Source organism: Micromonospora sp. NPDC004540, from assembly GCF_040610095.1.
GTDB lineage: Bacteria > Actinomycetota > Actinomycetes > Mycobacteriales > Micromonosporaceae > Micromonospora.
Genome location: NZ_JBEXLR010000010.1, coordinates 25,720 through 39,470 on the forward strand (window position 1 = coordinate 25,720; position 13,751 = coordinate 39,470).

At 76.2% G+C, this 13,751-nt stretch carries 12 protein-coding genes and 1 riboswitch; of the genes, 6 read left to right on the plus strand and 6 right to left on the minus strand.

The features are described from left to right. Positions 1-12: 12 nt before the first annotated feature. On the minus strand, positions 13-2,499 hold the full coding sequence (locus ABZV78_RS05530) for a S8 family serine peptidase (RefSeq protein ID WP_355635568.1): 2,487 nt from the start codon (positions 2,497-2,499) through the stop codon (positions 13-15). 79 nt (positions 2,500-2,578) lie between these two features. Between ABZV78_RS05530 and ABZV78_RS05535 the strand changes: the two genes are divergently transcribed. Beyond that, positions 2,579-4,396, plus strand: a complete 1,818-nt coding sequence (locus ABZV78_RS05535; protein WP_355635695.1) for a glycerol-3-phosphate dehydrogenase/oxidase — start codon at positions 2,579-2,581, stop codon at positions 4,394-4,396. A 95-nt stretch (positions 4,397-4,491) separates the two neighbouring features. After that, entirely contained in the window at positions 4,492-4,968 is a 477-nt protein-coding gene (locus ABZV78_RS05540; protein WP_355635570.1) for a hypothetical protein, read from the plus strand. A 4-nt stretch (positions 4,969-4,972) separates the two neighbouring features. On the opposite strand, the gene ABZV78_RS05545 is transcribed toward ABZV78_RS05540, so the two are convergent. Beyond that, a complete protein-coding gene (locus tag ABZV78_RS05545) occupies positions 4,973-6,373 on the minus strand; it encodes an FAD-linked oxidase C-terminal domain-containing protein (protein ID WP_355635572.1) in 1,401 nt (466 codons plus the stop codon). Between the two features lie 58 nt (positions 6,374-6,431). On the opposite strand from ABZV78_RS05545, the gene ABZV78_RS05550 reads away from it, so the two are divergent. After that, on the plus strand, positions 6,432-6,758 hold the full coding sequence (locus tag ABZV78_RS05550; protein ID WP_355635574.1) for a DUF4031 domain-containing protein: 327 nt from the start codon (positions 6,432-6,434) through the stop codon (positions 6,756-6,758). Here the strand turns inward: ABZV78_RS05550 and ABZV78_RS05555 are convergent. After that, positions 6,730-7,365 carry a metal-dependent phosphohydrolase gene (locus ABZV78_RS05555; protein WP_355635576.1) on the minus strand — a complete coding sequence of 212 codons (636 nt, stop codon included), beginning with the start codon at positions 7,363-7,365 and terminating at the stop codon, positions 6,730-6,732. The genes ABZV78_RS05550 and ABZV78_RS05555 overlap by 29 nt on opposite strands. Before the next feature lie 73 nt (positions 7,366-7,438). On the opposite strand from ABZV78_RS05555, the gene ABZV78_RS05560 reads away from it, so the two are divergent. Next, complete coding sequence (locus ABZV78_RS05560) at positions 7,439-8,698, plus strand: FUSC family protein (protein WP_355635697.1); 1,260 nt, start codon at positions 7,439-7,441, stop codon at positions 8,696-8,698. Between the two features lie 5 nt (positions 8,699-8,703). On the opposite strand, the gene ABZV78_RS05565 is transcribed toward ABZV78_RS05560, so the two are convergent. Further along, positions 8,704-9,966 (minus strand): aminotransferase class V-fold PLP-dependent enzyme, encoded by a 1,263-nt coding sequence (locus ABZV78_RS05565; protein WP_355635578.1) that lies wholly within the window; start codon positions 9,964-9,966, stop codon positions 8,704-8,706. A gap of 51 nt (positions 9,967-10,017) precedes the next feature. Beyond that, a riboswitch (SAM riboswitch) is annotated at positions 10,018-10,138 on the minus strand. A gap of 23 nt (positions 10,139-10,161) precedes the next feature. Between ABZV78_RS05565 and ABZV78_RS05570 the strand changes: the two genes are divergently transcribed. Then, positions 10,162-11,646: a PrsW family intramembrane metalloprotease gene (locus ABZV78_RS05570; protein WP_355635580.1), complete on the plus strand. Its 1,485-nt coding sequence runs from the start codon at positions 10,162-10,164 to the stop codon at positions 11,644-11,646. Positions 11,647-11,671: 25 nt separating this feature from the next. On the opposite strand, the gene ABZV78_RS05575 is transcribed toward ABZV78_RS05570, so the two are convergent. Further along, positions 11,672-11,839, minus strand: coding sequence for a hypothetical protein (locus ABZV78_RS05575; RefSeq protein ID WP_355635582.1), 168 nt, complete (start codon positions 11,837-11,839; stop codon positions 11,672-11,674). Positions 11,840-11,916: 77 nt separating this feature from the next. Beyond that, a complete protein-coding gene (locus ABZV78_RS05580) occupies positions 11,917-12,264 on the minus strand; it encodes a co-chaperone GroES (protein ID WP_355635584.1) in 348 nt (115 codons plus the stop codon). 173 nt (positions 12,265-12,437) lie between these two features. Here ABZV78_RS05580 and ABZV78_RS05585 point away from each other — a divergent pair, with 173 nt between their 5' ends. Beyond that, positions 12,438-13,718: an AI-2E family transporter gene (locus ABZV78_RS05585; RefSeq protein WP_355635699.1), complete on the plus strand. Its 1,281-nt coding sequence runs from the start codon at positions 12,438-12,440 to the stop codon at positions 13,716-13,718. The last annotated feature ends 33 nt before the right edge of the window (positions 13,719-13,751 follow it).

Genomic DNA, 13,751 nt, shown 5'->3' on the forward strand with positions numbered 1-13,751 from the left:
TGGACAGGGTTGTTAACCGAGGTCCACGGCCCGCGCGGCGCGGACCGCCGCGTACGCATCGACCAGGCCGGCGCCGACCAGGTCCCGGGCGCCGCCGCAGGGCGCGTCGGCGGGCAGCCCGGCCGGGGTGGCCGTCTCGGTCAGGATGCGCCGGGTCCGGTCCAGGTCGCCGACCAGCGCCGGGTTGGCCGACCACATGAGCGCCACCACCCCGGCCACCTGCGGAGTCGCCATCGAGGTGCCGTCCAGGGTGGCGTAACCGCCCCCCGGGTACGCCGACGGCACCCCGGCGCCGGGCGCGACCAGGTCCGGCTTGGCGGCGCCCCCGGCCGCCGGCCCCCGGCTGGAGAACCGGGTCAGTCGGCGGGCCCGGTCGACCGCCCCGACCGTGAGCACGTCCGGGTACGGCGCCGGCGGGTCGGCGATCGAGCCGCAGTACGGGCCGGTGTTGCCGGCGGCGGCCACCACGAGGATGCCGGCCGCGGCCAGCGCGGCGGTCGCCGGTCGCAGCGCACCCGGGTCGCAGCCCTCCACCGGCGGGCAGCCCCACGAGTTGGTCAGCACGTCCGGCGCCCGGTGCGGCCGCCCGTCGGTGAGCGGATCCCCGCCGGGCGGGAACGGGGCCAGCATGAACTGCAGGCAGTCGAGATAGCGCGCCGGGCTGCCCAGGTTGCGGTCCAGGTTGACGCAGCCGACCCAGCTCGCGCCGGGGGCCACCCCGATCCCGTTCCGCCCCACCGCGCTGCCCACCGTGTGGGTGCCGTGGCCGCCCCGGTCGGCCGGCGTCCGGCGGTGCTCCCAGGGGTCGTACCAGGAGTCGTCGCCGCCCCGGAAGCCGGCGGCCAGCGCCGGGTGCCGGCCGTCCACCCCGGAGTCCGAGCTGCCCACCACCACGCCGGCGCCGGTCACGCCCAGCTCCGACCAGACCCGGTCCGCGCCGATCAGCGAGACGTTCCAGGCCGGGCCGGCGGGCGCCGGCACGTCGCCCCGGGTCGGGGGCGCCGCCGCGGGCAGCGGGCGCAGCCGCTGGCTCACCAGCACCCGGGCCACCTCCGGGCGGCCGGCGAGCCAGGCCCGGGCCGCCGGCCCGCCGTCCGTCTCGATGGCGTTGACCAGGTAGTACGGCGTCGGGTGCAGGCGCAGGCCGGTCAGTTCGCGGCGCAGGTCGCCCTGGGTCCGCTCGGCCGTGGCCACCAGCCGCCGGTAGACCTCGGCCGCCCGGGCGTCCCGGCCGGCCCGACCGGGCGCGCCGGCGGGAATGCCGGTCAGGTCGGCCTGCTCGCGGAGCACCACCAGCAGCCGCTCCCCGTGCAGGCCGGGCTGACCGGGAACGGCGTACACCACGACCACGGCGGCGAGCAGGGCCGCGGCGGCCAGCCCGGCCAGGCCGCGCCGGGGCGCGCCGGCGCGGGGCCGGGCGAGCAGCACGCCGTACCCGACGGCGAGCAGGACCGCGACGGCGAACGCGGCGCCGGTCGCGACCGTGACCCAGAACGGGACGTCGCGGGTGGTCGCCAGCAGGACGGTGACCTCCTCCGGGTCGGTGAACGCCAGCGGCCCGAGCAGCGCGAGGCCGACCAGCCAGCGCACCGGCGCGCGCCCGGCCGGCCGGCCGGCGTGCCGGGCCGCGGCCTCCAGCGCGCCCAGCACGAAGCCGAGCGGGGGCAGCAGGAGCAGCGCCGGCAGGTGCGCCCCGGACTGGCCGGCCCCGGCGCCCAGCAGCGCCAGGGTGACCCCGGCGACCAGCCCGCCGACCAGCACCAGCCGGGCCGGCCGGGGCGGTGCGCCGACCGCGAACGCGGCCCAGAACGCGGGGCCGAGGAGCACCCCGGCGAGCGCGCCGAGCGCGGCGGCGGCCAGCGCGGCGAGCAGGGTCTCCAGCGCGCCGCCCAGCGCGCCCACCCAGACCCAGGGCAGCAGCGACGCCAGCCCGCCGGCCACCGCGAGCAGCGTCACCGGCCCGAACCGCCCACCCCGGCCGCCGGCGCCGACCCCGACGTCGCCCCGACCGCCCGCCGCACCGCCCGCAGCCGGCGTGCCGCCCGGAGCCGGCGCGGCGGGCGGGCGACGGCGGGCGAGCCGGTCGAGGGCCAGGGCGAGCAGCGCGGCGGTCGCCGCCAGCGCGGCCAGGTACGCCTCGTGGTGCACCGGCGGCAGCGCCCGGAGCAGGGTCAGCGCGCCGAGCGCGAGCGTGCCGGCCAGCCAGGCGCGGCCGATCGCCCGGATCGCGGGAGAACGGGGGAGCAGCGCGAGCGCCAGCGTGGGCGCGCCCACCAGCAGCACGGTGACCAGCGCGACCACCGGCCAGACGGCCAGCGTGCGGTCCAGGCCGGCGACCAGCACCAGCAGGTCGACCACCCAGCCGACGAGCTGGGCCGGCACCGTGACCAGCACGGCCCAGACGCCGGTGACCGCCGCGGCGACCACCGGCCACGGCCCGGTGCCGCGGCGGGCGGGATGGGGCGGGGGGACGGGAGCGGTGGGCGGGCCGACCTGCATGGCCCTCACCGTACGGCCCGGCGGGTGCGTGCCGCCGGAGGCGGGCGACGGTTACGGTGGACGGGTGCGCGACCCCAACGTGTCCCGATCCGCGGCCGGCCAGCTCTCCGTCGAGCGCCGCGCCGACGACCTGCGCCGACTCCGCGCCGAGCGGTTCGACGTGCTGGTCATCGGCGGTGGCGTGACCGGGGCGGGCGCCGCGCTCGACGCCGCGTCCCGCGGCCTGAAGGTGGCCCTGGTGGAGGCGCGCGACTACGCCGCCGGCACCTCCAGCCGGTCCAGCAAGCTGATCCACGGCGGCCTGCGCTACCTGGAGCAGCTGGAGTTCCACCTGGTGCACGAGGCGCTGACCGAGCGGGGGCTGCTCGCCACCCGGCTCGCCCCGCACCTGGTGCGCCCGGTGCCGATCATGGTCCCGCTCCCCGCCGAGGGCGGAGTGCGCGACCTGCCCCGCCGGTTCTTCCGCCGCTCCTACTACGGCGCCGGGGTGGCCGCCTACGACGTCTTCGCCGGGGTGTTCGGCGGCGGGCGCGGCATGCCGCTGCACCGGCACCTGAGCCGGGAGGGCGCCCGCCGGGTCTTCCCGAGCCTGCGGCCGGACAAGCTGGCCGGCGCGATCCGCTACTACGACGGGCAGGTCGACGACGCCCGACTGGTGGTGACCCTGGCCCGCACCGCGGCCAGCCTCGGCGCGACCGTGGTGACCAGTGCCCGGGCGGTCGGTCTGATCCGGCAGGCCCGGGAGGTCACCGGGGTCCGGGTCCGCGACCTGGAGGCCCCCGCCGGCTCGCCGGACGCCGAGTTCGAGGTACGCGCCCGCACGGTGATCGCCGCGACCGGCGTGTGGAGCGACGACATGTCGCGGATGCTCAACGACGTCGGGCTGCGCCCCGGCTTCCGGGTCCGGGCCTCCAAGGGCGTGCACCTCGTGGTGCCCCGCTCGGCGATCACCGGCGAGGCCGGGCTGATCCTGCGTACCGCCAGCAGCGTGCTCTTCGTCATCCCGTGGGGCGGGCACTGGATCATCGGCACCACGGACACCGACTGGCGGCTCGACCGGTCCCACCCGGCGGCCACCGCCAAGGACATCGACTACCTGCTGGAGCAGGTCAACACGGTGCTGGACCGCCCGCTCACCACGAACGACATCGAGGGCGTCTACGCCGGGCTTCGCCCGCTGCTGGCCGGCGAGGCGGATTCCACCTCCAAGCTCTCCCGGGAGCACGCGGTCGTCGAGCCGATGCTCGGGCTGCTCCTGGTGGCCGGCGGCAAGTACACGACCTACCGGGTGATGGCGTCGGACGTGGTCGACCGGGCGGTGCACCGGCTCGGCTGGACCCGGCCGTCGCGCACGGCCGACCTGCCGCTGCTCGGCGCCGACGGGTACGCGGCCATGTGGCGGGACCGGGCCGACCTGGCCCGCCGGCACAAGGTGCCGGTCGGGGTCGTCGAGCACCTGCTGGAGCGCTACGGCACGCTCACCCTCGACCTGCTCGCCCTGGTCGACGCCGACCCGCTGCTCGGCTCCCCGCTGGCCGGCGCACCGGAATACCTGGCCGCCGAGGTGACCTACGCGGCCCGTGCCGAGGGGGCGCTGCACCTGGAGGACGTGCTGACCCGGCGCACCCGGATCTCCATCGAGACCAGCCACCGCGGTCTGGAGTCGGCGGAGCACGCCGCCGAGCTGATGGGTGCGGTGCTCGGCTGGGACGAGGCGACCCGCGCCCGCGAACTGGCCCACTACCGGGCCCGGGTGGAGGCCGAGCGGCAGTCGCAGCTGATGGCGGACGACGTGGCGGCCGACGCGGCCCGGCTGGGCGCGCCGGACGTCCGTGGTTTCGCGGCGGACCGGGGTGCCGACGGCGACAGCGCCGAGCTTCCGTCGTCTTCCCGGTGACCCGTCGGTAACGTCGGTCCGGAGGGTACCGGCCTTACCTACGGAAGTGTAGGTTTCGCGGCGTGGTTCGCCCATCCTGGTCGCGCGTCCGTGCTTTGTCCGTCGGCGTCCTGCTGGCGATCGCCCTGAGCGGCTGCTCGTTCTTCGATCCGGCCGAGGGCGCCACCACGCCGGGCGGGGCGGTGACCGCCTCGCCGACGCCGGACGGGCGACGGGTCTCGCTGGTGCAGCAGCTCGGCGCGGACGGCCCGGCGCGCACGCTGGAGGTCGACCGCACCGGGCGGTGGCAGTGCCGCGACTGCGCGGGCGACGGGGTCGACTCGACCGGGGCACTGACCCCCGAGCAGACGCAGCGGTTGCAGCAGATGCTCGCCGACCCGGCCCTGGCGAAGGAGACCGACGAGGCCCGGCACTACAAGCAGGGCTGCATCGACGCGCTGACCTCGACGCTGCTGATCCCGCCGGGGCTGACCATCACCACGCAGGACTGCCCGGGCGAGCCGAAGCCCCCGGTGGCCTACCAGGTCCTGCTGCTGATCACCCAGGCCACCCCGGCCGAGGACAAGAGCTGAGTCCTCAGCACACCTTCCCGGGGTTGAACAGCCCCGCCGGGTCCAGCGCGGCCTTGATCGCCTGGTGCACCCGGACGCCCACCGGGCCGATCTCCCGGGCCAGCCAGTCCCGCTTGAGCAGGCCGACGCCGTGCTCGCCGGTGCAGGTGCCGCCGAGTTCCAGCCCGAGCCGCATGATCTCGTCGAAGGCCCGCCGTCCCCGGGCCAGGCTGGCCGGGTCGGCCCGGTCGACCACGATGTTCGGGTGCATGTTGCCGTCGCCGGCGTGCCCGACCACGCCGATCGGCACCCCGCACTCCTCGGCGATCCGGGCCACCCCGTCCAGCAGCGCGGCCAGCGCGCCCCGCGGCACCGCCACGTCGTCGATGACCAGGCCGCCGTTGCCGCCGGGGAAGGCGTCGGCGGCGAACTTCTCCATCGCCGGGTGGGCCAGCCGCCGGGCCTGGAGCAGGGCGGCCGCCTCGGCCGCGTCGGTGGCCGCGTAGACCTCGTCGGCCCCGGCCGCCGTGCACACCTCGGCGAGCCGGGCCAGGTCGTCGGCCGCCCGGGAGCCGGTGTCCACGGCCGCGAGCAGCAGCGCCTGCGCGTCGGTGCGCAGCCCCATCGGCCGGTACGCCTCGATGGCACCCAGGTGGGTCCGGTCCAGCAGTTCCAGCAGGCTCGGGGTGAGCCCGCGCGCGGCGATCCCGGCGACCGCGGTGCCGGCCGCCGCCGTGGTCGGGAAGACCGCGACCAGGGTCAGCGACTCCTCGGGCGCCGGGCGCAGCGCCACGGTCACCTCCGTGATCACGCCGAGGGTGCCCTCGGAGCCGACGAAGAGCCGGGTCAGGTCGTAGCCGGCGACGCCCTTGGCGGTGCGCCGGCCGGTGCGCAGCACCTCGCCGGAGGCGAGCACCACCTCCAGCCCGAGCACGTACTCGGTGGTCACCCCGTATTTCACGCAGCACATGCCGCCGGCGTTGGTGGCCACGTTGCCGCCGATGGTGGACGACTCCCAGGAGCCGGGGTCCGGCGGGTACCAGAGGCCGTGCTCGCGGACCGCCCCGGCAAGCCTCGCGTTGACCACGCCGGGCTGCACCACGGCGATCCGGCTGACCGGATCGACCTCGAGGATCCGGTCCATCGCCACCGTGCTCAGCACCACCGCGCCGTCCACCGCGTTCGCCGCGCCGGCCAGCCCGGTCCGCGCCCCCTGCGGCACCACGGGTACGCCGTGCCGGCCCGCCGCCCGGACCACCGCCGCCACCTCTCCGGTGTCGCGCGGGCGGACCACCACCAGCGGGGTGCCCGCCGCGCACAGGTCGGCCTCGTCGCGCTCGTGCGTCCGCAGCAGGTCGGGGTCGGTCAGCACGGCGGCGTCGCCGAGGGCGGTCCGCAGCTCGTCGAGGAGGGGATGGGCGGCCATGCCGGGAAGGCTAGGTCGTGCCGGCGGGGTTGACCAACCGGGCGTACCGTTGGTCGCCATGCTCTACCTGGACCCGCCCGCGGTGCCCTCTCGGGGGCGGCTCTGGTCACACCTGATCAGCGACGTCTCGTACGCGGAACTGCACGCCTTCGCCGAGGCGCTGGGCGTGCCCCGGCGCGGCTTCGACCGGGACCACTACGACCTCCCCGCCGAACGCGTCCCGATGGCCGTCTGGCTGGGCGCCCGGCTCGTCCCCTCCCGCGAGATCGTCCGCCTCCTCCGCGCCGCCGACCTGCGCCGGCCCAAGCCCCGCACGGTTCCCGCTCCGGCTCGGCCGGCGGCACGAGACGCCGGGGTCAGCGCAGGGTCGCGAGTTCCCGGGTGAGGTTGGCGCGGGCACGGATCTCCCAGCGGGAGCGCGGCTCGGGAAGCCGGTAGAGGGAGGGCAGGGCCAGCAGGTTCGCCAGGACGGCGGCGCGGCCCGCGCGGAACGCCGGGTCGGTGACGTGGGCGTACTCGCGGCGGACGGCGGCGGCGTAGCGGTCGTAGTCGGCCGGCGGGGCGGCCAGGACCGCCAGGTCGGCGTCGCAGAGCAGGGCGCCGTCCGGGTCGTCCGGCCCAACCGCGTGGCCGGCGGTGAGCAGCACCAGGCGGCTTACTTCGGTCACCGCGTCCGCCGGCAGCCCGGCTGCGGCGAGCAGGTCCCCGGCCAGCTCGGCGCTGGCCCGCTCGTTGGCGTCGCCGCCGGCCCGCGGGTCGTAGACCGCGTCGTGGCACCACGCCGCCAGCCGGACCAGGTCCGGGCGACGGGCCGACCCGGCGTACGCGTCGACCACGTCGAGCACCGCCCGCAGGTGGGTCGGGGTGTGGTAGTGCCGGTGCGGCTCCCGCCAGCCGGCCAGCAGCCGCGCCCCGGCCCGCTCGACGCCGGCCGGGTCGGTCGCGCCCGCCGCCCGGACCGCGGCCCGCCACCGTTCGATCAGCTCGTCCACCCGGTGCAGTCTGCCCGACCCCGCCGGCCCGGAGGATTCACCGGGGGCGGGACGGGTAGTCCCGGCCATGGCCGTGGCCCGGGACCGACGACCGCCGTTCTTCCGGCGTACCGCGTTACGCGAGGGACTGGTCGACGTCGACGGGGCGCGGATCTCCGAGGCCATGGAGCAGCTCCGGCACCGGAGCAAGGCCACCCTGCACGACCGGCTGCACCGGGTGCGGACCGCTTTCGGCCTCGCCCTACAGGCCGGGCTGGCCGCCGGCCTGGCGTACCTGATCTCCCACGTGGTGCTGAACAACCCGCAGCCGGTGTTCGCGCCGATCTCCGCGGTGGGCACCCTGGCCGCCTCCGTGGGGCAGCGGTTCCGGCGTACGGTCGAGTTGATCATCGGGGTCGCGGTCGGGGTCTTCGTCGGGGATCTCCTGATCTACTTTCTCGGCACCGGTGCCTGGCAACTCGGCCTGGTGGTCACCGCGGCGATCCTGCTCACCGTCTTCGCCGGGGCCAGCGTGGCCATCGTGATCCAGGCGGCGGCCACCGCGGTGCTGATCGTGACGCTCAGCCCGTCCACCCAGAACCTGGAGTTCCCACGCTTCATCGACGCCTTCATCGGCGGCGGCATCGCGTTGGTGGTCACCGCGATCCTGCTGCCGCTGAACCCGCTGCGCGTGATCAACCGGGCGGCCCGGCCGGCGCTGGACCTGCTCGCCGGGCAGCTCGACACCTGCGCGGACGCGCTGCGCAACCGGGACCGGGAGGCCGCGCAGCGGGCGCTGTTCCGGCTCCGGGAGAACAAGGACGAGCTGGCCGCGCTCGGCGAGGCGATCGAGGGCGCCAAGGAGACCATCACCATTTCGCCGGCCCGCTGGCACCGGCGCGACGAGCTGACCCACTACGCCGAGGCGGCCGATCCGATCGACCGGGCGATGCGCAACAGCGGCACGCTGATCCGCCGCTCGGTCACCATCATCGAGGACGAGGAACAGGTGCCTGAGACGATGCCCGACTCGATCGCCCACCTGGCCGAGTCGGTACGCCTGCTCCGGCACGAGTTCGCCGCCGGGGAGGAGCCGCAGAAGGCCCGCGAGCGCGCGCTGCGCGCGGTCAGCGAGGCCGGCCGGGCGTACGCGGAGGGGGTGGGGTTCTCCGGCAGCGTGGTGATCGCCCAGGTGCGAACCACGGCCAGCGACCTGCTGGTGGCCTCCGGCATCGACCAGGAGGAGGCGAACCGCCTGGTCCGTCAGTCGTTCGGCGACCGGGAGCAGCGCTCCGGCGAGACCACGGAACAGGAACCCGTCCCCAAACCCCCCACCGCACCCCCGGTCGGCTGAGCCGGTCAGGGAAGGGCGGCCAGGGCGGTCAGGAGGGCGTCGACGTCGGTCCGGGTGGTGCCGAGGCCGAGGCTGGCGCGGAGGGCGGTGGGGGGCAGGTCCCGGCGGCCGCTCCGGGCCGCCGCCTCGGTGAGCAGGCGGCGGGCCAGCGGGTGGGCGCAGAACAGGCCGTCCCGGACGCCGATCCGGTGCGCGGTCGCCAGGTGGGCGGCCACCTCGGCGGAGTCCCGGCCGGCGACCACGAAGCTGACGATGCCCACCCGGGGCGCGTCCGGGCCGAAGGTGCGAAGCTCCACCACGTCCGGCAGGGCGGCGATGCCGTCCCGGAGCCGGGCCAGCAGCGCCTGCTCGCGGGCGTGCAGCGCGTCCCGGTCGGCGGCGCCCAGCGCCGCGCAGACCGCGGCCAGGGCCACCGCGCCGAGCAGGTTCGGGGTGCCCGCCTCGTGTCGGGCCGGGCCGGTCGCCCAGCGCACCTCGTGGGTGCCCGCCCCGACGTGGCTGGTGGCCCCGCCGCCGGCCAGGTACGGCGGGGCCGCGTCCAGCCAGTCCGCCCGGCCGACCAGCACGCCCGCGCCGAACGGCGCGTAGAGCTTGTGGCCGGAGAGGGCCAGGTAGTCGACGTCCAGCGCGGCCAGGTCCACCGGGGCGTGCGGGGCGAGCTGGGCGGCGTCGACCAGGATCCGGGCGCCGTGCCGGCGGGCCACCCGGGCCAGCTCGGCCACCGGCCAGCGCTCCCCGGTCACGTTGCTCGCGCCGGTCACGGCGACCAGCACCGGCAGCCCCGGCCGGGCGTCGCGGGCCAGCTCGCCCAGCGCCGCGTCGAGGGAGCGGACCGCGCCGCCCGGGCCGTCCGGCACCGGGAGCCGGACCGAGCCGCGCGGCCAGGGGAGCAGGTTCGCGTGGTGCTCGCCGGCGAAGGTGACCACCGTGGTGCCGGCGGGCAGCGCCCGGGCCAGCAGGTTCAGCGCGTCGGTGGTGTTCCGGGTGAAGATCACGTGGTCGTCGGGGCGGGCGCCGAGGAAGTCGGCGACCGTCTGCCGGGCCCGCTCGTAGGCCAGCGTGCAGCGCCGCGAGAGCGCGCCGGCGCCCCGGTGCACGCTCGCGTACCAGGGCAGCAGCTCGGCCACCGCGTCGGCCGCGGCCCGCGCGCACGGCGCGCTGGCCGCGTGGTCCAGGTTGATCTCCCCCGGTACGCCGAGCACGCCGAGCGGGTCCGGCCGGCTCGGGGTGGTCAGCGTGGGCAGCGAGGGTGCGAGGGTGATGGTCATGCCGGAGCCTCCCGGGTCCAGGGGACCCCGGGTGGGTGGGCACCGGGACGGGGTCCGCGCTTGCCCAGCACGCGGTTCGGGCTGGGCCCGGTCATCACCCGGGGCACCCCACCGCGAACTCGACGAGGGTTGCCGGCCAGCAAGCCGGGGCTTCGCGCTGGCACTCGTGACCTGTCCCGGAGCATAGCGGCCGCGATGCGACCGGACCAGTGGGTCGCGGGTGACTACGCTGACCGCATGGCCGTCACCCCGCCCGGCGGAGCCCTGCCGCCGCCGCCGACCGCGCCCGCCGTCCCGCCGGGGTCGCCGGCCCCCCGGATGCCGCTGCGCCGGCTCGGCTGGCGGCGGTTCCTGGCGCTGGCCGGGGTGGTGCTGCTGATCGCCGGCGGCGCGGTCTTCATGGTCTTCACGCTGGGCGAGAGCCTCGGCGCGGAGGCCCTGCTGGTCGGCGTGATCGCGGCCATCCTGCCGGTGCCGGTGCTGGTCTCCTGCTTCCTCTGGCTCGACCGCTACGAGCCCGAGCCGCTGAAATACCTGATCTTCTGCTTCGCCTGGGGCGCGTTCGTCTCCACCGCCATCTCGCTGCTGGTCAACGAGACCGGCGCCCGGCTGTTCGAGAACTGGGGGCTGCCCTCGGCGCTGACCGCCGTGCTGGTCGCCCCGTTCATCGAGGAGCTGACCAAGGCCGCCGGCCCGCTGCTGCTGCTGATCTTCCGCCGGCGGGAGTTCTCCGGGGTCACCGACGGCCTGGTCTACTGCGGGCTCTCCGCGGTCGGCTTCGCCATGGTGGAGAACATCCTCTACCTGGGCGGATACGGCTACCGCACCGGCGTCGAGGAGTACGGCCCGGCCACCGGCGCGCGCCAGGTGATCGCCATCTTCATCGTGCGGATCCTGCTCTTCGGCTTCGCCCACCCGCTGTTCACCTCGATGACCGGTGTGGGGCTGGGGGTCGCCGCGCGGACCGCCGACCGGCGGGTGCGCTTCCTCGCCCCGATCGCCGGCCTGCTGCTCGCCATGATGCTGCACGGCACCTGGAACCTGCTGCCGTCGCTGGCCGCCGCCACCGGGCAGCCGCTGATCGCGCTCTACGGCTACCTCGGTGTGATGGTGCCGATCTTCTTCGGCATGGTGGGGCTGGCCGTCTGGCTGCGCGCCTGGGAGGGGCGGCTCACCGAGCGCACCCTGCCGGACTACGTCCGGGCCGGCTGGCTCACCCCGCCCGAGGTGGCCGCGCTGGGCAGCCTCGGCCGGCGGCACGCCGCCCGGACCTGGGCCCGGCGGGTGGCCGGCGACGGCGGCGTGAAGGCGATGCGCGGCTACCAGTTCGCCGCCACCCGGCTGGCGCTGCTGCGCGACGGGATGCGCCGAGGGCTGGACCGCAAGCCCGCCGAGCGGGACCGGACGGCGCGGGAGGAACGGGAGCTGCTGGACGCGATCGGGGCGTACCGGTCGTTCTTCGTCGGTCGCGACCCGCAGGCGCCGGTCGGTGTCTGGGACGGGCAGCGCTACCACCTGCGCTTCCCGGACGGGTCGCGGCGCGCGGTCGAGGCCCCGGACGAGCCGGTGGTGCCGATCCCGGTGGTGCTGGCCCCGCCGCCGCCCGCCTTCCCGCACCCCTACGGCCCACCCGGCGGCTACGGCCACCGCCCCGCCGCCCCCTGGGGCCCGCACGCCTGAGCGGGGCGCCCCCGGCTGGCGCGGGTCAGGTCATCAGGCCGGTGAGGAAGTCGCCGAGGCCCTGGGCGATGGCCATCAGGGCCGCCCCGATCCCCTTGAACAGTTGGGCCGCGCCGTCCGGCCGGAACGCCATGAAGTAGATCAGGAACGCGAGGAATCCCCAGGCGAGTATCTTCTTCACGACTACCGGCATGGTCCCTCCCCAGGGCGCTGTCGTGCCTGGGGCTTCCCGCCGGACGGCGGTGCAAACGGCGCCCGTGACGCGGGCGCCTAGAGGTAGAGGCCGGTCGAGCCGGTCGGCTCCTTCTCCACCCGCTCGGCCGCCACGGCGTGCACGTCCCGCTCGCGCAGCAGGACGTACGCCCGGCCGTGCAACTCGACCTCGGAGCGGTCGTCGGGGTCGAAGAGCACCCGGTCCCCGGAGACGATGGAGCGGACGTTCGGGCCGACGCCCACGGCGGTGGCCCAGGCCAGCCGCTTGCCGACCGCCGCGGTGGCCGGGATCACGATGCCGGCGGTGGAACGACGTTCCCCCTCGCCGTTCTCGGTACGCACCAGCACGCGGTCGTGCAGCAGGCGGATCGGCAGGCCGGCGTCGAGGTTCTGGTCGGCGGTCACGCGAAGACGCTACCGCGTGCCCGCAGGCCGGTCCCGGCGTGGTTGGGCGGTGCGGCAGGGGGGCAATGTGTGGCGCAGTCGCCCTAGGGTGGGGCGGACGGACGTATCCTGTCCCCTCCTGTCCCCGGGGGCGGACGAGTTTGCGGGAGGTGCGCTTGAGCCGCTTCGAGCGGATGCGCGGACGGCTCCGCCGCGCGTACGAGTCCGGCCGCGAGTCGGCTCGGGCCCGGCGGGCCGACCCGGACCGGTCGGCGGAGGAGCCCGGCCTGGCCTCGCCCTCCTCTCCGGGCCCGGCGGCGCCGCGGGCGGCGACCGTGGTGGGGGCCGAGCCTCCGCCTCCCGCGCACGCCACGACCACCAGCCAGGACGACGTGGAGGTGCCGCACGCGCTGCGGATCGCCGCGGCCTGGTGCTGGCGGCTCATCGTGGTCGGCATCGTCACCTGGTCGCTGCTCAAGATCGTCGGCACGATCCGCATCGTGATCATCCCGCTGGCGGTCGCGCTGCTGCTCTCCGCGCTGCTCGCCCCGGCGGTCGGCTGGCTGCTCAGGGCCCGCCTGCCCCGGTCGCTGGCCACCGGCGTGGTGCTGGTCGGCGGCCTGGCCGCGGTGATCGGCACGCTGACCCTGGTGGTGAACGAGTTCATCCAGGGCGTGCCGGAGCTGAGCGAGAAGTCGTCCCAGGGTGTCCGGCAGATCCAGGACTGGCTCAAGACCGGCCCGTTGCACCTCTCCGACGGCCAGCTCAACCGCTACATCGACGAGGCGCAGAGCTGGATCAACGGCAACACCGAGAAGTTCACCAGCGGGGCGCTCAACACGGCGGCCACCCTGGCCGAGGTGCTCACCGGCACCGTCCTGGTGCTCTTCGCGACCTTCTTCTTCCTCCGGGACGGCAGCAAGATCTGGCGGTTCCTGGTCCGGCTGCTGCCGGTGAAGGCCCGCTGGAAGGTGGACGACGCCGGCCGGGCCTCCTGGGCGACGCTCGGCGCCTACGTCCGGGCCACCGTGCTGGTCGCCTTCATCGACGCCCTGGGCATCGGCATCTTCCTGGTCATCTTCGACATCCCGTTCGCCTTCCCGCTGGCCGCGCTGGTCTTCCTGGGCGCGTTCATCCCGATCGTCGGTGCGACCCTGTCCGGCGTGGTGGCCGTGCTGGTGGCGCTGGTCGACAGCGGCCCGGTGACCGCGTTGATCATCCTGGGCGTGGTGATCGGTGTGCAGCAGGTCGAGGGGCACGTGCTCCAGCCACTGATCATGGGCCGGGCGGTGGCCATCCACCCGCTCGCCGTGATCATCGGCATCGCGGCCGGGGTGGTGCTGGCCGGCATCGCGGGCGCGCTGGTCTCGGTGCCGCTGATCGCCGTGCTCAACACCGCGATCCGCCGGCTCGCCGCGCGGACCGTCCCCGACACCCCGCCCGACGCCGTGGTGGTCGCCTCCCAGGCGCCCTGACCGCACGGAGCCCTGGACGCCCGCGTCGCCCCC